The organism is Streptomyces hyderabadensis (genome assembly GCF_020404845.1).
Taxonomy (GTDB): Bacteria; Actinomycetota; Actinomycetes; order Streptomycetales; family Streptomycetaceae; genus Streptomyces; species Streptomyces hyderabadensis.
The window spans coordinates 57,462-74,998 of the sequence record NZ_JAIOJZ010000038.1 but is presented as its reverse complement, the minus strand read 5'-3'; the positions used below and the strand labels follow the sequence as shown (position 1 = coordinate 74,998).

Annotated in this window: 17 protein-coding genes and 3 pseudogenes; 15 read left to right on the top strand and 5 right to left on the bottom strand. The window is 71.2% G+C overall.

What is annotated here, in order from left to right; translation table 11 throughout:
• Positions 1-9 precede the first annotated feature (9 nt).
• The 3 genes from K7854_RS26050 to K7854_RS26040 all read left to right on the top strand — a co-directional run bounded on the left by K7854_RS26050 (position 10) and on the right by K7854_RS26040 (position 3,909).
• Positions 10-342 (top strand): L-rhamnose mutarotase, encoded by a 333-nt coding sequence (locus K7854_RS26050; RefSeq protein WP_189742905.1) that lies wholly within the window; start codon positions 10-12, stop codon positions 340-342.
• Positions 343-370: 28 nt separating this feature from the next.
• A complete protein-coding gene (locus tag K7854_RS26045; RefSeq protein WP_159323566.1) occupies positions 371-1,162 on the top strand; it encodes an SDR family NAD(P)-dependent oxidoreductase in 792 nt (263 codons plus the stop codon).
• A gap of 80 nt (positions 1,163-1,242) precedes the next feature.
• Positions 1,243-3,909: a right-handed parallel beta-helix repeat-containing protein gene (locus K7854_RS26040; RefSeq protein ID WP_226028968.1), complete on the top strand. Its 2,667-nt coding sequence runs from the start codon at positions 1,243-1,245 to the stop codon at positions 3,907-3,909.
• A 75-nt stretch (positions 3,910-3,984) separates the two neighbouring features.
• Here K7854_RS26040 and K7854_RS26035 read toward each other — a convergent pair whose 3' ends face one another.
• A complete protein-coding gene (locus tag K7854_RS26035) occupies positions 3,985-4,734 on the bottom strand; it encodes a FadR/GntR family transcriptional regulator (RefSeq protein WP_189742908.1) in 750 nt (249 codons plus the stop codon).
• A 125-nt stretch (positions 4,735-4,859) separates the two neighbouring features.
• Here K7854_RS26035 and K7854_RS26030 point away from each other — a divergent pair, with 125 nt between their 5' ends.
• Positions 4,860-6,002 (top strand): mandelate racemase/muconate lactonizing enzyme family protein, encoded by a 1,143-nt coding sequence (locus tag K7854_RS26030; protein ID WP_226028967.1) that lies wholly within the window; start codon positions 4,860-4,862, stop codon positions 6,000-6,002.
• Between the two features lie 58 nt (positions 6,003-6,060).
• The gene (locus tag K7854_RS26025) at positions 6,061-6,726 is read left to right on the top strand and encodes a ThuA domain-containing protein (RefSeq protein ID WP_226028966.1); all 666 of its coding nucleotides are present in this window, start codon (positions 6,061-6,063) and stop codon (positions 6,724-6,726) included.
• Positions 6,727-6,805: 79 nt separating this feature from the next.
• Here the strand turns inward: K7854_RS26025 and K7854_RS26020 are convergent, their stop codons facing one another.
• On the bottom strand, positions 6,806-7,849 hold the full coding sequence (locus tag K7854_RS26020) for a LacI family DNA-binding transcriptional regulator (RefSeq protein ID WP_226028965.1): 1,044 nt from the start codon (positions 7,847-7,849) through the stop codon (positions 6,806-6,808).
• Positions 7,850-7,869: 20 nt separating this feature from the next.
• A complete protein-coding gene (locus tag K7854_RS26015) occupies positions 7,870-9,042 on the bottom strand; it encodes a fumarylacetoacetate hydrolase family protein (RefSeq protein ID WP_226028964.1) in 1,173 nt (390 codons plus the stop codon).
• 252 nt (positions 9,043-9,294) lie between these two features.
• Here K7854_RS26015 and K7854_RS26010 point away from each other — a divergent pair, with 252 nt between their 5' ends.
• The 6 genes and pseudogenes from K7854_RS26010 to K7854_RS25985 all read left to right on the top strand — a co-directional run.
• Positions 9,295-10,506 (top strand): CaiB/BaiF CoA transferase family protein, encoded by a 1,212-nt coding sequence (locus K7854_RS26010; protein ID WP_226028963.1) that lies wholly within the window; start codon positions 9,295-9,297, stop codon positions 10,504-10,506.
• Positions 10,503-11,612, top strand: a complete 1,110-nt coding sequence (locus K7854_RS26005) for an extracellular solute-binding protein (protein WP_226028962.1) — start codon at positions 10,503-10,505, stop codon at positions 11,610-11,612. The genes K7854_RS26010 and K7854_RS26005 overlap by 4 nt, the downstream gene beginning before the upstream one ends.
• The gene (locus tag K7854_RS26000; protein WP_226028961.1) at positions 11,609-12,415 is read left to right on the top strand and encodes an enoyl-CoA hydratase/isomerase family protein; all 807 of its coding nucleotides are present in this window, start codon (positions 11,609-11,611) and stop codon (positions 12,413-12,415) included. Before K7854_RS26005 ends, K7854_RS26000 begins: the two co-directional genes overlap by 4 nt.
• A 10-nt stretch (positions 12,416-12,425) precedes the next feature.
• Positions 12,426-13,172: an SDR family NAD(P)-dependent oxidoreductase gene (locus tag K7854_RS25995; RefSeq protein ID WP_226028960.1), complete on the top strand. Its 747-nt coding sequence runs from the start codon at positions 12,426-12,428 to the stop codon at positions 13,170-13,172.
• Positions 13,169-14,236 carry an aldose 1-epimerase family protein gene (locus K7854_RS25990; RefSeq protein ID WP_226028959.1) on the top strand — a complete coding sequence of 356 codons (1,068 nt, stop codon included), beginning with the start codon at positions 13,169-13,171 and terminating at the stop codon, positions 14,234-14,236. Before K7854_RS25995 ends, K7854_RS25990 begins: the two co-directional genes overlap by 4 nt.
• An 86-nt stretch (positions 14,237-14,322) precedes the next feature.
• Positions 14,323-14,651, top strand: a pseudogene (locus K7854_RS25985) (hypothetical protein); the annotation flags it as partial.
• A gap of 215 nt (positions 14,652-14,866) precedes the next feature.
• Here K7854_RS25985 and K7854_RS25980 read toward each other — a convergent pair.
• A pseudogene (locus tag K7854_RS25980) lies at positions 14,867-15,141 on the bottom strand (bifunctional 5,10-methylene-tetrahydrofolate dehydrogenase/5,10-methylene-tetrahydrofolate cyclohydrolase); the annotation flags it as partial.
• On the opposite strand from K7854_RS25980, the pseudogene K7854_RS25975 reads away from it, so the two are divergent.
• The 4 genes and pseudogenes from K7854_RS25975 to K7854_RS25960 form a co-directional block, all read left to right on the top strand.
• Positions 15,131-15,331 (top strand): annotated as a pseudogene (locus tag K7854_RS25975) (IS5-like element IS4811 family transposase); the annotation flags it as partial. The pseudogenes K7854_RS25980 and K7854_RS25975 sit on opposite strands and share 11 nt — an antisense overlap.
• A 125-nt stretch (positions 15,332-15,456) precedes the next feature.
• Positions 15,457-16,020, top strand: coding sequence for a DinB family protein (locus K7854_RS25970; protein WP_226028958.1), 564 nt, complete (start codon positions 15,457-15,459; stop codon positions 16,018-16,020).
• A 385-nt stretch (positions 16,021-16,405) separates the two neighbouring features.
• Entirely contained in the window at positions 16,406-16,870 is a 465-nt protein-coding gene (locus K7854_RS25965) for a Sec-independent protein translocase subunit TatB (protein WP_226028957.1), read from the top strand.
• A 70-nt stretch (positions 16,871-16,940) separates the two neighbouring features.
• Complete coding sequence (locus K7854_RS25960; protein WP_226028956.1) at positions 16,941-17,171, top strand: hypothetical protein; 231 nt, start codon at positions 16,941-16,943, stop codon at positions 17,169-17,171.
• 22 nt (positions 17,172-17,193) lie between these two features.
• On the opposite strand, the gene tatA is transcribed toward K7854_RS25960, so the two are convergent.
• A complete protein-coding gene (gene tatA / locus K7854_RS25955; RefSeq protein WP_226028955.1) occupies positions 17,194-17,466 on the bottom strand; it encodes a Sec-independent protein translocase subunit TatA in 273 nt (90 codons plus the stop codon).
• Positions 17,467-17,537 lie beyond the last annotated feature (71 nt).

The window sequence follows — 17,537 nt, the reverse complement described above, 5'->3', positions numbered from 1 at the left end:
TGACCAGCCATGCCCGCACCCCGCAGGGTCGCGTCCGTGATCCGGCTGCGCCCCGAACACGCCGAGACGTACCGGATGCTGCACCGCGCCGTGCCGCAGCCGGTGCTGGACACGCTCTCGCGCGCCCATGTCACCAACTACTCCATCTTCCTGCGCGAGGACACGCTCTTCGCCTACTACGAGTACACCGGCGAGGACTACGACGCCGACATGGCCGCCATCGCCGACGACCCGCAGACCCGGCGCTGGTGGACCCTCACCGACCCCTGCCAGCAGCCCCTGGACTCGGCGCGGCCCGGGGAACGGTGGGTGACCGGCGAGGAACTCTTCCACCTGGACTGACCACCACCCCATGCGAAGGAACACCGTCATGCCGCACACCCCCTCTCCCCGGTCCCCCGAACTCGACGGTCTCGCGGCCGTCGTCACGGGCGGCGCCTCGGGGATCGGGCTCGCCACCGCCCTGCTCCTGGCCCACCGCGGCGCCCGGGTCGCCGTCCTCGACCTCGCACCGGACGCCCTGCCCGCCACCGGCTCCGAGGCCCTGTTCCCGATCCGGTGCGACGTCACCGACGACGCCTCAGTCCGGGCCGGTGTCGCTCGGGCGGTGGACCGGCTGGGCGGCCTGGACATCCTGGTGAACAACGCGGGCATCGGCGCGCAGGGGACCGTCGCGGACAACGACGACGCCGAGTGGCGGCACGTCCTGGACGTCAACGTCCTCGGCATCGTGCGGACCACCCGGGCCGCCCTGCCCCACCTGCGTGCCTCCCGGCACGCGGCGGTGGTCAACACCTGCTCGGTGGCGGCGACCGCGGGGCTGCCCCAGCGGGCGCTGTACAGCGCGAGCAAGGGCGCCGTGCAGTCTTTGACCCTCGCCATGGCCGCCGACCACATCCGTGAGGGCATCCGGGTCAACTGCGTCAATCCCGGGACGGCGGACACCCCGTGGATAGACCGGCTGCTGTCGAGCGCCGACGACCCGGCCGCCGAGCGCACCGCGCTCAACGCCCGCCAGCCGACCGGCCGACTGGTGAGCGCCGAGGAGGTCGCCGCGGCGGTCGTCTACCTGGCGTCGCCGGCGGCGGCGTCCGTCACGGGCACGGCCCTCGCCGTGGACGGCGGCATGCAGGGTCTGCGGCTGCGGCCCGAGGGCGGCTGACCGAGCCGGCGCGCGGCACCCTGCTCCGCGCATCGCACCACTCACGTCAGTCACATGAGAACCGACGAAAGGGCACCCCCATGCTGAGAACCCGGCGAGGACCAGCCCGCACCCTGTGGGCCGCGCTCGCCCTGGCACTGACGGCGGGCGCCGTCGGACCGGCGACCGGGGCAGCGGCCGCGGCAGGCGCCTCGGCCGCTGCCGGGAAGCTGACGGTCTACGTCTCCGCCGCCGACGGGGACGACGCCAACAGCGGCGGCCGCAAGGACCCGTTCCGGACCATCTCCGCCGCCCGCGACGCGCTGGCCGGCCGCACCTCGGCCGAGGCCCGCGGCACGGTGCTGATCCGGGGCGGCACCTACGTCCTCGACGACACCGTCGAGCTGAAGGGCGCCGCGAACTCCTGGGTCACCTACGCCCCGTACCGGAACGAGAAGGTGACGATCACCGGGTCGCACGAGCTGCCCGCCGAGGGGTGGAAGAAGCTCACCGACCTCTCCGAGGAGACCCTCGCCCAGCCGCAGTACTCCTCCCACTCCCGGCTGAACACGTCCGAGTTGCGTGAGGGGGTGTGGGTCTACGACCTCGGCGCCCAGGGCATCGACCCGGGGACCCTGTACAAGAACGGTTTCAACTGGGTGCAGGACCCCTTCGCTCCCGAACTGGTGGTCGGCGGCGACACCCAGGTCCTGGCCGAGTACCCGAACGGGAACTCCTGCGCCACCACGGAGACCGACTGTCACCTGTGGGGTACGGGCGACAAGTGGGACGCCGAGGGTCCCCGGGACCTCATGAACGTGGACCTCGACGCCCGCTTCGGACTCCAGGACGACTGGAACTCCTCCGGCACGACCCCGCGGGCCCAGTTCGAGGACAAGAAGCAGCAGCTCGACGACCCGGGGCAGCGCGACACCTGGTCGCCGCAGGAGATGCGGCGCATGACGCCGCAGATCTTCACGGTGGGCGGTCGAGCGGCGGCCGGGGACCGCTACAAGAGCTGGGCGCCCGAGGCGGTGCCGACGGTGGACGACCTCGGCACCCGTGGCTTTGGCGAGTACGCCGACGTCCCGGTGCAGCTCGACCCGCGGTGGATCGAGGACATCGACAACACGAAGGACGAGACCGAGGGCTGGCTGTTGGGGTACTTCGGCAACAACTACGCCAACGACATGGTGCGGATCCTGTCCTGGAGCGAGGACCGGCTCTACACCAAGTACCCGTCGATGTACATCCCGCAGGACGCGTGGACCAAGGTCAAGGTCCTCAACGTCCTCTCGGAGATGGACACGGCCGGTGAGTACTACATCGACCGCTACGACGACAACGACGTCCTCTACTACCGGCCCGAGGGCGGGACGATCGAGGGCAAGGACACCACGCTCCAGACCTTCGACAAGAACTTCTTCCTGCTCGACGGGACCCAGGGCGTGACCCTGCGCGGCCTGACCATGACCGGGTCGCTCGTCAGCGGCGTGCAGCTGCTGGACGCCGTCGGCACGCTCGTCGACGCGGTCGACATCTCCAACGTGAGCATGGACGCCGTCCGCATCGGCCGGACCACCGACACCATCACGACCATGCCCGACTACGAGACGCTGCAGGGCGGCCACGACAACATCGTGCAGAACTCCTACCTCCACGACCTGGGCGGCGGCGGGGTCCTGCTCGGCGGCGGCGACCGGGCCACGCTGGAACGGGGCGACAACGTCGCCCGGCACAACGAGATCGCGCGCTTCTCGAAGCTCGCGACCTACACCCCCGCCGGCTACCTGTACGGGGTCGGCAACTCCTTCGAGTACAACTACGTCCACGACGCGCCGCACATGGCCGTGCAGATCATGGGCAACGACATGCGCGTCAACCACAACCACTTCTACGACGTGGTGAAGAACGCCGGGGACATGGGCGCGGTCTACGCAGGCCGGGACTTCACGTACCTCGGCAACGAGGTCGCGTACAACCACTTCGAGAAGATCGGCGGTTCCAACGACGCGCTGTACATGGACGACGGCGCGTCCGGTGTGCGCTTCCACCACAACGTGGTGAACGGCTCGAACTCCGGAGTCAACCTCAACTCCGGACACAGCAACACCGCGAACGACAACGTGTTCATCGGGGTGAAGCACGTCGGTCACGGCGGCATCTACCACAAGAAGGGCGAGACCCGGCTGCCGCTGGACAACAGCTGGGTGCTGCAGAGCAGGTTCAACTCCTTCCTCGACGTCCGCGAGGGCGAGAAGTACAGCGCGACGCCCGAGACGGTGGCGGCCTGGCACGGGCACTACACGAACGGGCGGGCGACGTACTCCGACGGGAAGCCGATCGTGTACCCGCAGGTCGAGCGGTGGTACGTGCCGCGGGTGACCGCGACGGGCGAGGAGTGCACGGCGGCGAACTACGCGACGGCGGGTACGAACGGCTGCAGCCGGGCGACGGTCTGGGACGACGCGGACTCGCTCTACGTGCCGTCCGGTGTGGAGATCGACCACACGGTGGTCGTCGGCGGCGGCTCGGGGTTCGTGGAGACGACCGAGGCCTTCACGGAGCCCGCGGCGGAGTACAAGCTGTCGCGCTGGAGCGAGAAGGTCAACACCCGGGCGGTGGCGGCCGCTTCGGTGGCGGAGACGGGTCTGGACCTCGACACGCTGAAGTTCTCCGCTTCCGGTGCGGTGGCCCGGGCGTACGGGGCCGCGTGGGTCGCGGAGTGGAACCGGAACGTCACCGCGGAGGGGATCGGACGGCCGTGACCGGCTGAGCCCGCATCGCTGCGCGGCCGAGGCGCCCGTCCGGGAACGGGTGCCTCGGCCGCTTCGTCCCGCCTCCTACGCGTCCTGCGTGTCGGCCGGCCGGCGTCGGGCCCACGACGACGTGATGTGCTCGCGCATCGCCTCCGCGGCAGCCTCGCCGTCCCCGGCGAGCACGGCGGCGGCGACCCGGGCGTGGGCCTCGTGCGTGAGCTCGATGTCCTCGCGGGTCGGGTCCCCGCTGTACTGCGGAGAGCGCACGGCCTTGCCCTGGATGCTGGAGACGATGGCCCGCCCGAACGCGTCCCGGGAGGCGCGGTGGATGATCTCGTGGAACTCTATGTCCGCGCGTGAGTAGGCCGCGGGGTCGTCGATGAGACCCGCGAGTTCGTCGAGCTTGGCGGAGAGCGCCGCCGACTGCTCCTCCTCGATGAGCCCGGCGGCGCGGGCGGCCATCGCGCACTCCAGGGTGGTCCTGATCTCGATCAGGTTGTCCAGGTAGACCAGGCGGTCCTCACGCTGGAACAGCGCGTCGAGGACCAGCGGGTCGAGCAGGCTCCACTGGTCCTGGCCCAGGACGACGGTCCCCCAGCCCTGACGGGTCGCCACCAGTCCCTTCTCGGCGAGCGTCGTCGTCGCCTCCCGGATCACGGTCCGGCTCACCTCGTACTCCTCGCAGAGCTCGCCCGCCGACGGCAGCGCGGTGCCGGGCGGGTACTCACCGAGCACGATGGCCGTGGCGAGGCTCTGGACGACGGCCGCAGCGAGCGGCGGCCGACGCCGTTGAGGTCGGGACACGGCGGTGGTGTCCGCGGATGGCTTGATCATCTGGTCAGAGACTCCCAATGTTCGTGCAGGTTCGCCCGGCCCCCGCTGTCCAATGACCCCAGGTTAGCCGAACATGCTAAGGTCATCACTCGTATCACAAGTTACGACTCACCCGTGGGAGAGCGATGCGCATCACCGGATACCGGTCCCTTGCCACGGTCCACGAGTGGGGGCGGCCGGTGGGCGACGTGAACGGCATCGTCACCGCCGGTGTCACCGAGGTGCCGGTCCTGCTGCTGGAGACCGACGAGGGCCTGACCGGAGTGGGTCTCGGCGGAAACGCCGACGCCGCACGGATCTTCCCCGCCCTGGAGGGCCAGGACCCCCGCGCGGTCACCTCGCTGTACGACAGGATGCTCGCGCACGTCTTCAAGTCCGGGCACGGCGGGCAGGTGTTCGCCACGATCGGCGCCCTCGACATGGCGCTGTGGGACCTCAAGGCGAAGATCGCCCAGGAGCCGCTGTGGCGGACGCTGGGCGCCGCCGACCGCTTCGTTCCGGGCTACGCCTCCGGTCTGGACTACGCGCTCACCGACGACGAACTCGTCGCGTTCCACGAGCGGTGGGCGCGGCGCGGGTTCACCGGCGCCAAGGTCAAGGGCGGCCTGGACGTGGACCGGGACGTGCGGCGCCTGGCCGCGGTCCGCGACGTGTTCCGGGTCAACAGCGACCGCCCCGCGCTCATGTACGACGTCAACGAGTCCTGGGGACGGCACCAGGCGGTGCGTCTGGCCCGGCAGGTGGAGGAGCGCGTCGAGCTGACCTGGATCGAGGAACCGGTCCGGCGCTGGGACGTGGCGGGACACCGCGCGGTCGCGACCGGGGTCCGCGCCGCCGTCGCGACCGGGGAGAACCTGACGGGCCTCGAACACTTCCGGCCGCTGCTGGCCGCGGACGCCGTCGGGGTGGTGCAGACCGGCGCCGTGTGGGGCATCACCCACTTCCTGCGCGCCTCCACCCTCGCCTTCGGGCACGGCCTGCCGGTGAGCCCCGTCGGGTACGACGCCAACCCGGTCGCGCACGCGGCGGCCGCCGTGCCCAACCACCTGGTGACCGAGGTGCAGGACCTGTCCTTCCCGGTCGGACTGCGGGTGGACCAGGAGATCGCCGACGGCGGGATCGTCCTCGGCGACGCCCCGGGCCTGGGCATCGAGGTGGACGAGGAGCGGATCGTCGCGCGGGCCGCGTCGGGAGGGTGGTCCCTGCCGTCGGGACCGCACGTCCGGCCGGCCGACGCCGGCCTCAGACTCGCGCCGCAGACAAGGTGAGACCGCCCCATCGGGGGCACGTCGACGGCGCGTCGAAGGCGAGTGGAGGGAGCAGCACATGAGCATGCGAAAGGCCCTGATGGTCCGCGGCGGGTGGGAGGGTCACGACCCGGTCGGCTGCACCGAGTCGGTCATGCCCGCCCTGGAGGACGCGGGGTTCGAGATCGAGGTCGCCGAGGACCTGTCGGTGTACGAGGACGCCGGCCTGCTCGCAGCGACCGACCTCGTCGTGCACTCCTGGTCGGCGGGCGGCCTGACGGCGGCTCAGGAGAAGGGCCTCGTCGACGCGGTGGAGGCGGGCACCGGCTTCGCGGGCTGGCACGGGGGCGTGGTCGCCACGAACGTCGCCAACCCGCGCTACCTGCGGATGGTCGGAGGCCGATTCCTTTGGCACCCCGAGGGGTTCCAGGAGTTCACCGTGCGCATCGCCGCCACGCCGGACCGGGACGGCGGGATCGTCGAGGGCATCACGGACTACGACGTGGAGACCGAGCACTACTGGGTGCTCACGGACTCCCTCAACACCGTCCTGGCCACGTCCGTGCTGGCCCCGGCTCCGACCGACCCGTGGCACGAACCCGTCGAGTTCCCGGTGGTGTGGACGCGCCGCTGGGGAGCGGGGCGGGTCTTCGTCTGCACCCTCGGCCACCGCGTCGCGGACCTCCGGGTGCCGCAGACGGCGGCGATCGTCGGCCGCGGGCTGGTGTGGGCGGCCCGGGCGTGACCCGGTGGGGGCGCCCGGGGCCTCGGGTGCTCCCTCCTCGGCGGTCCGGTGTGCCACGCGTGTCGGGTGCTCTCGCGAGTCAGGTGCTCTCGCGTGCGACGACCCGGTACCCCACGTCGCGGTGCGGGACGTCGACCGCGGCGCCGCGCATCCGCGTGAGCAGCAGCTCGGCGCTCAACTCCCCGATCTGCGCGCTGGGTACGGCCACCGTGGTCAGCGCCGGGACCAGGTGCCGGGCCAGTTCGAAGTCGCCGAAGCCGGCCAGGGCGAGCGTGCCGGGCACGTCGATGCCGCGCCGTACACATGCCTGGAGGGCGCCGGCGGCGAAGACGTCGCTGGAGAACATCACGGCGTCGGAGTCCGGGTACCGCTCGAGTGCCAGGTCCAGCAGGGCGACACCGGTGTCCATGGTGACCGGCTCCGGACCGGCGTCCACGGTGCGCGGTTCGCTGCCCAGCAGGTCGCGGACGGCGCCGTGGTAGCCGTCGAGGCGTTCCGCGGCCCGGGGGTCGCCGGAGGTGTGCCGCCCGGCGAAGGTGATGCGGCGCCGGCCGCGCCGGACGAGGTGGTCCACCATCGCCGCCGCGGCGGCCGCGTTGGAGAAGCCGACCAGCAGGTCCACCGGGTCCTCGGACCAGCCCCAGGTCTCGACGACCGGCACCCCGGCCGCCCCGAGCAGCGTCAGGGTGCCCGGGGTGTGGCGGGTCCCCACCACGAGCAGTCCGTCCGGCCGCCGGCCAAGGAAGCTGCGCAGCACCTCCTCCTCGTGCTCGGGCCGGTAGTCGGTGGTCCCGACGAAGATCTGGTAGCCGTGGGCCGCCAGCGCCGTGGAGAAGGCGTGCACGGTGTCGGCGAAGACCGAGGCGTTGATCTGCGGCACCAGGGCGGCGACCGTACGGCTGCGGTTGGAGGCCAGGTTGCTGGCGGCCAGGTTGGGCACGTAGCCGGTGGCCGTGAGGGCCGCCTGGACCCGGGCCCGTGTCTCGTCGGACACCGACAGGGGGTCGCGGACGACCCGGGAGACCGTCTGGGCCGACACCCCGGCGGCCGCCGCGACGTCCGACAGGGTCACCGAACGGGTGGCGGATCGTTTGCGGGGACGGCGGGGCGGCGGCTGGCTCACGCCGGAAACGATATCGGGCGTCACAGCGCTCCCCGTGCCACCAGGGCCCGCATCAGGTCCGCGATGCCGAACGTCCACGGCACGCAGGCTTCGCTCGGCCGGATCCGGTTGACGAGCGTGCCGAGCTTCGGCGTGGCGATGGCGACGAGGTCGCCGTCGTGATGCGTGAACCCCTGTCCGGGCGCGTCCCGGTCCTCGACGGGCGCGAACATCGTGCCGAGGTAGAGCACGGCGCCGTCCGGGTACTGGTGGTGCGGGCCCACCAACTGCGCCACGAGGTCCAGCGGATCGCGGCTGATGGCGGCCATCGAGGACTCGGCGTCGAGCCGGTACCCGTCGGCGCCCTCGACGGTCAGGGTGACCGTGGCCCGCCGTACGTCGTCGATGCGGAAGCCCGGTTCGAACAGCCGCAGGAACGGTCCGAGGGCGGCCGACGCGTTGTTGTCCTTGGCCTGGGGCAGCAGCAGTGCGGAACGCCCCTCCACGTCACGGAGGTTGACGTCGTTGCCGAGGGTCGCGCCGACCACGGCCCCGGTGGAGGAGACGGCCAGCACCACCTCCGGCTCCGGGTTGTTCCAGCGGGAGGCGGCGTGCACCCCGGCGTCGGCGCCGCTGCCCACGGCGGCCAGCACGGGCGCCTTGGTGAAGATCTCGGCGTCGGGACCGATGCCGACCTCCAGATACTGGCTCCACGCTCCCTGCGCGACCAGGATCTCCTTGAGCGCTGCGGCCTCGTCGGAGCCGGGACGCAGGGAGGCGACGTCGTCGCCGACGAGCCGGCGGATCCGCTCCCGGGCCTCGGCGGCACCGGCGGCGTCGCCGCGGACACGTTCCTCGATGACCCGCTCCAGCATCGACACCACGAAGGTGACCCCGGCCGCCTTGACGGCCTGCAGGTCGACCGGCGCGAGCAGCCAGGGCCGTCGCGGGTTCCGGCCGTCGAGGGGCGTGTTGGCCAGCACCTCGTCGAGTCCTGCGATCCGCTCGCCGCGGGCGGCGCGCAGGCGTTCGGCCGGGTCCGGTGTCTCGCACAGGTCGCGGACGGTGGGGAAGGTGGTGGTGATGTCGTGCAGCCCGTCCTCGCGGACGGCGACGACGGACGGTCCGAGGCCGGGGCGCCAGACCCGGCCGACGAGCGCGCCCCCGGTGCCGTCGGCGGGCAGGGTGGTCGTGGCGTCGGGCCACAGGTTCATGGGATTCCTTTCGTGCTGCCCGGCCCGTTCCCGAAGGGTGCGAGCGGTCGGGACAAGGGCGTTGACACTGCGAGCGGCGCCCGCCTAGCGTGCATGTTAGCGCTATCGCTAGCGCTAACAACAGGTTCGGAACCCTCCCGATCCGTCCGACGCCCGTCGCCGCGCCAGTGCCGCCCGCCGTCGCGCCGGTGTCACCCGGCGTCCGCGCCGGTGCCGCCCACCGTTCTCCGTCCGCCGCCTCCAAGGAGCCCCATGACCTCACGCGACAAACCCGGCGTCCTCGCCGGGTACCGGGTCCTCGACTGTTCCATCGCCATGGCCGGTCCGTTCGCCGCCCAGCGCCTCGGCGACCTCGGCGCCGACGTCGTCAAGGTCGAACCGGTCACCGGGGAGTGGCAGCGCCACGCCGCGGCCGGCGGAGCGGCCGGCAACCGGATCAACGTCTCCTTCCTCTCCCTGAACCGCAACAAGCGGTCCCTCGCCGTCGACCTCAAGGACCCGGCGGGCAAGGAGGTCCTGCGCCGCCTCGTCGTGGGCGCCGACGTCTTCCTGCAGAACTACCGGCCCGGCGTCGCCGACCGCCTGGGCGTCGACTACGCCTCCCTGGCCGCGATCAACCCCTCCCTCGTCTACGTCTCCATCTCCGGGTACGGCGAGGACGGCCCCTACGCCCAGCGCCCGGGCCAGGACCTGCTGCTGCAGGCGATGTCGGGGGCCATGCTGTCCAGCGGCCGCTCGGGCGAGGCACCGCGGGCCGCGGGCCAGTACCTCGTGGACGCCGTCACCGCCTCCACCGCCTTCGAGGGTGTGCTCGCCGCGCTGCTGCACCGCGAACGCACCGGCGAGGGCCAGTTGGTGACGGTGAACATGCTGGACGCCGTCACCACCCTCCAGATGCAGGAGCTGTCGGTCCACACCGTCGGCGGGCTGCCCCAGACCCGCTCCGCCGAACCGCACGCCCACGTCTACATCCGCTCGCCCTACGGTGCCTTCCAGACCTCCGACGGCTATCTCGTCCTCGCCTTCCCGCCGTTGAAGAAGCTCGGCGAGATCCTCGGCGAGGACAGCTTCCTTTCCATGGAGGACGAGGAGCACGGCTGGACCCACCGGGACGAGATCTTCGCCCGCACCGCCGCCCGGCTGCTGACCCGGCCGTCGCGACACTGGCTCGACGCCTTCGCCGCCGCCGGTATCTGGGCCGGCCCCGTCTACGGCTACGCCGACCTGGTCCAGGACCCCCAGATCCGCCACAACGGCACCTTCGTCACCTACGACCACCCCACCGAGGGCAGCGTGACCGTGCCCGGATTCCCCTACAGGTTCTCCGCCACCCCGCCCCGCATCGACCGCGGCGCCCCGCTCGTCGGGGAGCACACCCGCGAGGTGCTGACCGAGGCGGGCCTCGCGGAACGGGAGATCGCGGAACTGTTCGCCGCCGGCGCCGTGGCGGAGACGACCTCATGACGCACACCGCACCGCCCTACCGCGGACTGACGTGGGATCACCCCCGCGGCCACGACGCGCTCGCCGCGTCCGCGGGCGGCCTCGTGCACTGGGACGTCCAGCCCCTGGAGGGCTTCGAGTCCCACCCGATCGACGCGTTGTGCTCCCGCTACGACCTGGTCGTCCTCGACCACCCGCACCTCGGCGAAGCACTCGCCACCGGGTGCCTGCGGCCCCTCGACGACCTGTTCACCGCCGAGGAACTGACCCGCTGGGGCGCCGCCTCCATCGGCCCCACCATGCGTTCGTACGCCATGGGCGGCCGTCAGTGGGCGCTCCCGTTGGACGCCGCCACCCAGGTCGCCGCCACCCGGACCGACCTCGTCGGCGAGGCGCCCGGCACGTGGGACGAGGTCCACCGTCTCGCCCGCCGGGCGCCCGTGGCCCTTTCCCTGGCCGGGCCGCACGCCTTCCTCACCTTCGCCTCCGTGGCGGTCGCCATGGGAGAAGAACCGGCCGCCGATCCCGACGAGCTGATCGGCGACGCCACGGGACTCGCGGTGCTCGACCTGATGGCCGCCCTCGACGCCCTTGCCCCGCCCGGGACGCGTGCGCTCAACCCGATCGGACTGCTGGAGCTGATGGCCGGCACGGACCGGCTGGCGCACTGCCCGCTGGTGTACGGGTACGTCACCTACGCCGACCGCGTGACGTTCAGCGACGCCCCCGCCATGACGGCGGGCGGCCGTCCGGGCTCCACGCTCGGCGGCACCGGGATCGCACTCAGCTCGCGCTGCGTCCCCTCCCCCGAACTCCTCGCCCACGTGCGCTGGCTGATGTCCCCCGAGGCGCAGGGCGACTTCCTGCCCCGGCACAGCGGACAGCCCAGTGCCCGCGCAGCCTGGACCAGCTCCGAAACCGTCGCCGCCGACTTCTACCGGGGCACCGCCGCCACCTGCGAGCGGGCCTGGGTCCGTCCCAGGCACGCGGGCTACATCGGCTTCCAGACCGCCGCATCGGCCGCCGTACGCGCCGCGCTCGCCGGCGAGACCGACCACCGCCAAGCACTCGACCGGATGCGCGCCCTGTACCGGTCGAGCCGGACACCGAAGGAACACCGGACATGAGCGACACCGGCACCCTCCCGCCGCCCGAACTCGGCACCGACCACGTCCTGCTGGACGTCACGGACCGCGTCGCCACCCTCACCCTCAACCGGCCCGCCAAACTCAACGCCGTCACCCCCGAAATGTCCCGCGCCCTCGTCAGGGCCATCGAGTGGTGCGACACCACGGACGAAGTACGGGCCGTCGTCGTCACCGGGGCGGGCGAGCGCTCCTTCAGCGTCGGCTCGGACATCGGCACCCTCGACCGGTACGTCACCCCGTGGGACTTCCGCAACCGCGTCGACTACTGCGACGCCATCCGCGCCGCCCGCACGCCGACCGTCGCCGCGGTCGGCGGCTACGCCCTGGGCGGCGGACTGGAGACCGCCCTGTCCTGCGACATCCGCCTCGCCGCGGACACGGCGTCCTTCGGGGCACCGGAGATCACGCTCGGCTGGATCGGGGGCGGTGGCATGGCCGCCTTTCTGAGCCGCGCCGCAGGGCCGAGCAACGCGGCCTTGATGCTGCTCACCGGCGAACGCATCGACGCCGCACGGGCGTTGGACTGGCACCTGGTGAGTGAGGTCGTGCCCCGCGCCGGGCTGCTCGACCGGGCCCGTGCCCTGGCCGCCGTGATCGCCTCCCGCGCTCCGGTGGCCGCCGAGACCGCGAAGATCAATTTGCGGGCCGCCGGCAACCTGCCCGAGGACCAGGCGCTCGCCTACGAGCGCGACCTGCAGACCGTCTGCTTCGCCACCGAGGACGCCGCCGAGGGCCGGCGCGCGTTCGCCGAGAAGCGCACTCCCGTCTTCCGCAAGCGTTGAGAGGAACGTCATGAAGCAACCCCGAGCCGCACTCGTGACGGGTGCCGGTGGCGCCCTCGGCCGGGCCACCGCCGTCCGGCTGGCGACCGACGGACTCGACGTCGCCGTACTCGACCGCGACGCCGAGTCCCTGGGGAACACGGCCGCGCTGGTCGAGAAGGCGGGCGCACGCGTGCTCGCCCTCACCACCGACCTGCGCGACGCGCGGGCGGTCGAGGCGTCCGTGGAGCGAACCGTGTCCGAACTGGGCCCGCTGCACGTACTGGTCAACAACGCGGCCGTGTACCCGAGCCGGGCCTTCCTCGACGTGCCGCTCGCCGAGTACGAGGAGGTCGTGGCGGTCAACCAGCGTGCGTACTGGGTCGCCGCGCAGGCCGCCGCCCGGCACATGACGGAGACGGGCGGCGGGGCGATCGTCAACGTCGCCTCGATCACGATGCACGGCGGCTGGGACTCCCTGGCCGCCTACGTCTCCACCAAGGGGGCCGCCGTCGCCCTGACCCGCGCGCTGGCCCGGGAGCTGGGTCCTGCCGAAATCCGCGTCAACTGCGTCTCCCCCGGCGCCTTTCCGACCGCGGCCGAGGACATCCACGAGGACCCCGCGGCCTACCGGCGGCACGTACTCGACCACCAGGCCCTCAAGCGGCGCGGACGGCCCGAGGAACTGGCCTCGGTGGTGTCCTTCCTCACCGGCCCGGACGCGTCGTTCGTCACGGGTCAGTGCCTCGAGGTCAACGGAGGGTGGGTGATGGCGTGAAGCTGTACGGACGTTCCCACGACCGGCGGTCCCTCGCCCGGCACGCGGGCGACCTGAGCGCGGCGGGCGGGGTGCGGTCCGTCGTCCTGGACGACGGCTCCGAACGCGGCATCCGCACGCTGGAGTTCCGGACCGGCGCCGGACTGTCGTTCGACGTGCTGGTGGACCGGGCGATGGACCTGGGCGGGGCCGAGTTCGAGGGCCGGGGCTTCGGCTGGCGCTCGGCGACGGGCTTCAGGCACCCCGGTCTGCACGAGTACCGCGACGACGACGGCCTGTCCATGATGCGCAGCTTCTCGGGGCTGCTGCTCACCGCGGGCCTTGACCACACGCTCTTCGGCGCCGAGGTGGACGCCTCCCAGTACCGCTACCCGCCACGGCGCACCGCCGTGCACGCCCTCCACGGGCGGGTCGCCAACCTGCCGGCCCGGCTGACCGGGTACGGCGAGCGGTGGCAGGACGACGGCCGCTGCGTGCTCTGGGCGGAGGGCGAGGTGCGCCAGGCCGCGATCTTCGGGGAGCACCTGCGGCTCACCCGTCGCATCGAGGCCGACCTGGGCGGCAGCGAGATCCGCCTGACCGACCGGGTGCGCAACGCCGGCTTCGACCCGACGCCGCACATGTACCTGTACCACGTCAACGTCGGCTGGCCCTTCCTCGACGAGGGCGCACGCTACGAGCTGCCGCCGCACCGCACCCTGTGGCGCAGCGACAGCGTCCCCGAACAGGGCGTCTCGCACACCGAGATGCCCGCCCCGCTGCCGGGCTTCGTCGAGCAGGTGTACGAGCACGAACTGGAGGCCGACGCAGCGGGTCTGGCCCGGCCCCGGCTGGTCAACGAACGCCTCGGCGTCTACTTCGAGCTGGAGTTCGACACGGTCCAGTTCCCGTCCTTCTTCCAGTGGCTGCACCTGCGCGAGGGCGCCTACGCGGTCGGCTTCGAACCGTCCACGCACCATGTGCAGGGCGAGGCCGCGGCCCGGGAAGACGGCTCCATGACCTTCCTGGAACCCGGCGAGGAGCGGGAGTACACGACGACGTTCCGGGTGGGTCACCTGGACTGACCACGGGACCCACGGCTCGGGCGACACGGGGGTGCGGCGCGTCAGGACGCGCACCGCACCCCCGTACGCGCGTGCACCGTCAGCCACAGCGTGACGGCTTCGAGCCACGTCCGAGCCAGAAGGACTTCCGCGAGGTCGGTGCCAGCCTGCGGGACGAAGGTGATCGGCTCCGAGTGCTCGCTCGTGTGGAGCCGCTCTTCGGGTTGCCTCCTCGGCCGCGCAGGCCGCCGGCAGTTCGACTGCTTCCCGGTCAGTGAGTCCGCTGGCAGTTGAACTGCCGGTTCACCAGCGCCCTGGGGATCCGTGGTGGTCGTAATGGCTGGACACGTTCAACATCGCTTATGGTCCCGTCGACCGGGATGTCTTCCTGTCAGAGCCGACCGTGATCATCGATGAGTGCGGGCCAGTTCGATAGAGCAGGCTCACTGCGCAGAGACGGCTGCTCGTTCCGCTTGGGCCCGGGTGGTGGCGAGCCGGCGAGCGAAATGAGCTCCCTCGGTGGACTGTCTCCCATAGCCGGCCCTTCGTCGGCTGCGATCCTCGCCCGACCTGAGGCCATCCTTCATCTCATTTTGTTAGGAGTTCTAAGCGACAACCGTGCTGACACGGCATCCCCGGGCTGGCAAAGCGTCAGCGATGCTGCATACCGAGCTGGTTTGCGGCGGCTTCCACGGTCTGCGCGAGCAGGACGGCAAGGGTCATCGGCCCAACGCCACCGGGAACCGGAGTGATCAGACGAGCTCGGGTGCGGGCGGTGTCGTAGTTCACGTCTCCGACGTTGCCCGGGTTGAGCCGGCGTCGATCACGACCGCACCGGGCTTGATGTCCTCACCGCGGATCAGCCGAGGCCGCCCCACGGCTGCTACCACGACATCTGCTTCCCGGACGATCGCCGACAGGGCGGCCAAGGAAGTGCTGCTCCGGCTGCGGCTGATGCACCCCGAGATCACCATCGTTCGGGCCGGCTCCGCCTATGCCGGACAGCTCGTCGACTGGGCGAAGACCTTCCTGGGCCTGACGATCAAGACCGTCAGCCGGCCGAAGAACGTCCTCGGGTTCGTCGTCCTGCCCCGGAGCTGGGTCGTCGAATGTTCGGGCAACATCGAGACCGATGTTCTGCTGCTCAGAATCCCAGGTCGCGCTGCCGGACAGCATAGCCGGAGTCTTCCTTCGTCCACCAGGCCAACACGCTCTGTTCGACGGGTCTGTAGTGTGCGGAAATGACAAGAGGCGAGCGGCTGGCGGAGCAGTTGGACTGGTACTGGCGCAAGAACCTGCGGCCACGACTGGATGGTCTTACCGACGAGGAGTACTTCTGGGAGCCGGTGCGCGGCTGCTGGAGCATCCGCCCACGTGGCACGTCGGCCGCACCCCTGTCGGCGGGTCCAGGGGAGTGGACGATGGATTTCGCGTCCCCTGCTCCGGAGCCTGCGCCGGTGACCACGATTGCCTGGCGGCTGGCGCACATCATCGTCTCATGCCTGGCCTATCGGGTCGAATGGTATTTCGACGGCCAGGACTTCGACGCCGAGGCGTTCGCCTACGCGGGGACCGCTGACGAGGCGCTGCAACAGCTCGATGAGATGTACGGAAGATGGAACGCGGGGGTCCGCGAACTCCCGGACGCCGTCCTGGACAATCCGCCCGCAAGGGGTCCCGAGCCGTTTCCCATGGAGAACAGGGTCCTCCACGTCAACAGGGAGCTGATCCACCACGGCGCCGAAATTTCCCTGCTGCGCGACCTCTACCGCTGGCAGGACGGAGCCGCACCGCACCGAACATGAGCAGCATCCGGTGCCGAGCAGCAGTCGACCAGCCGCTCCCGCCACCCAGACCCCGCCGTTCGAACTCTGAGCTGGGCAGACGCCAGAACGCCGCAAACATGTCAAGTGGCGGGGAGACCAAGGACGGCGCAACCATCCGCAGCCGCACCGACAACGTCGCCGGGCTGAAGCCTGGCAACAGGGTGACGAACTGAGCGAGGCGCTCGGCCGGGAGACTGCCCACCCAGCGCCTCGCTGAACTTCCGACCCCAGCCGTTGGCCCGGCCGGCGGGCACATCCAGGCTAATGTTTCACTAATTGCGCAATCTATAAAGCATTGTCGCCGCCCGCTTCAGGGCCGCCGGGGCGGCGGCGGCGAGAGTGAGGAGATCAGGTGCTTTCGGATGTGGGCCTGCTGGAGCTGGCCACTCTGGTGATCCTCGCCGTGCTTCTCTTCGATCCGGACAGACTGTCGGAGATCATCCAGAACGCGGCCGGGTTCCTGCGCAAGGTGCGGGAGTTCTCCGAGGACGCCCGGCAGGAAATCCGCTCTGGACTGGGCCCGGAGCTGCAGGACTTCGAGTTCGAGGACCTGCACCCCAAGAACTTCGTCCGCAAGCATCTCCTTGACGCCGACGACGGACTCGGCCTGGACGAAGTCCGCAACGCCCTGGACCCGAGGGCGGAGTTCGGGCAAGTTGCGCGTGCCGTATCGGACGTGGCCGGGCGCGTCGAGGAGGGGGCCGTTCTGCCGGTGGGGGTGAACCCGGCGAAGGGGGAGCTAGCCGAACCGGCCGCGCATCATCCGTTCGACCCAGACCCGTACCGAGACCCAGACCCAGACCCCGACTTCGACTCCGAAGCCACGTAAGGGCCGGCCGGTTCCTCCATGATTCACCCCCGCGACACTCATAAAGTTGCGCAACCCTTAAACTGTCTCTATGGAGACTGCCGATGCGACGAGCTGGGAGACCGCGGTACTCACCGGGGGGCTGGCTGACGGGGTGGAGATGAAGGTGGCGGGGCGGCCCTGGGTGATCCAGGTGACCCAGCCCTGCGCGCCGGACGGCGTGCCCGACGGAGTGCGGGTGGAGGCCGTGTACGTCTACCGGCGCGATGTCCGGGTGAAGAGCCAGCCGCTGCGGTACGGATTCGATGCGGCCAGCCCCTGACCCACGGGAGCTGCCCGGGGCCTCAGCGGGCCGCGTCGTCCCCAGCGGCCGGCCGGGGCTCGTCCAGGGCTGTGCCGTTCGCGCGCGGCGCGATCGTGATGGGGTCGGCAGCGTGGCCCCTCGTGGCAGGCTGCGGGGCACTGTCGCCCTTCATGGCCTTGGCCTCGCTCTTGAGGATGCGCATCGACTTGCCCAGGGCACGGGCGGTCTCGGGCAGTTTCTTTGACCCGAACAGCACGATGATCACGATCGCCACGATCAGCAGGTGCCAGGGTTCCAGTCCGTTGCGCAGCATCCCGTCCACTCTCCTCGTCGCCGGTTGGCAGCCCGCGCCGGACGACGCGGAGCTAATAATTGCTATATTGC

What these genes read in the sequence shown, in the direction of transcription:
- K7854_RS26030 (WP_226028967.1), top strand. Translation starts at nt 4,860, where the DNA reads ATGCGCATCACCGGATACCGGTCCCTTGCCACGGTCCACGAGTGGGGG.
- K7854_RS25995 (WP_226028960.1), top strand. Translation starts at nt 12,426, where the DNA reads ATGAAGCAACCCCGAGCCGCACTCGTGACGGGTGCCGGTGGCGCCCTC.
- K7854_RS26010 (WP_226028963.1), top strand. Translation starts at nt 9,295, where the DNA reads ATGACCTCACGCGACAAACCCGGCGTCCTCGCCGGGTACCGGGTCCTC.
- K7854_RS25970 (WP_226028958.1), top strand. Translation starts at nt 15,457, where the DNA reads ATGACAAGAGGCGAGCGGCTGGCGGAGCAGTTGGACTGGTACTGGCGC.
- K7854_RS26000 (WP_226028961.1), top strand. Translation starts at nt 11,609, where the DNA reads ATGAGCGACACCGGCACCCTCCCGCCGCCCGAACTCGGCACCGACCAC.
- K7854_RS26005 (WP_226028962.1), top strand. Translation starts at nt 10,503, where the DNA reads ATGACGCACACCGCACCGCCCTACCGCGGACTGACGTGGGATCACCCC.
- K7854_RS26040 (WP_226028968.1), top strand. Translation starts at nt 1,243, where the DNA reads ATGCTGAGAACCCGGCGAGGACCAGCCCGCACCCTGTGGGCCGCGCTC.
- K7854_RS25960 (WP_226028956.1), top strand. Translation starts at nt 16,941, where the DNA reads ATGGAGACTGCCGATGCGACGAGCTGGGAGACCGCGGTACTCACCGGG.
- tatA (WP_226028955.1), bottom strand. Translation starts at nt 17,466, where the DNA reads ATGCTGCGCAACGGACTGGAACCCTGGCACCTGCTGATCGTGGCGATC.
- K7854_RS26025 (WP_226028966.1), top strand. Translation starts at nt 6,061, where the DNA reads ATGAGCATGCGAAAGGCCCTGATGGTCCGCGGCGGGTGGGAGGGTCAC.
- K7854_RS26045 (WP_159323566.1), top strand. Translation starts at nt 371, where the DNA reads ATGCCGCACACCCCCTCTCCCCGGTCCCCCGAACTCGACGGTCTCGCG.
- K7854_RS26015 (WP_226028964.1), bottom strand. Translation starts at nt 9,042, where the DNA reads ATGAACCTGTGGCCCGACGCCACGACCACCCTGCCCGCCGACGGCACC.
- K7854_RS26035 (WP_189742908.1), bottom strand. Translation starts at nt 4,734, where the DNA reads ATGATCAAGCCATCCGCGGACACCACCGCCGTGTCCCGACCTCAACGG.
- K7854_RS26050 (WP_189742905.1), top strand. Translation starts at nt 10, where the DNA reads ATGCCCGCACCCCGCAGGGTCGCGTCCGTGATCCGGCTGCGCCCCGAA.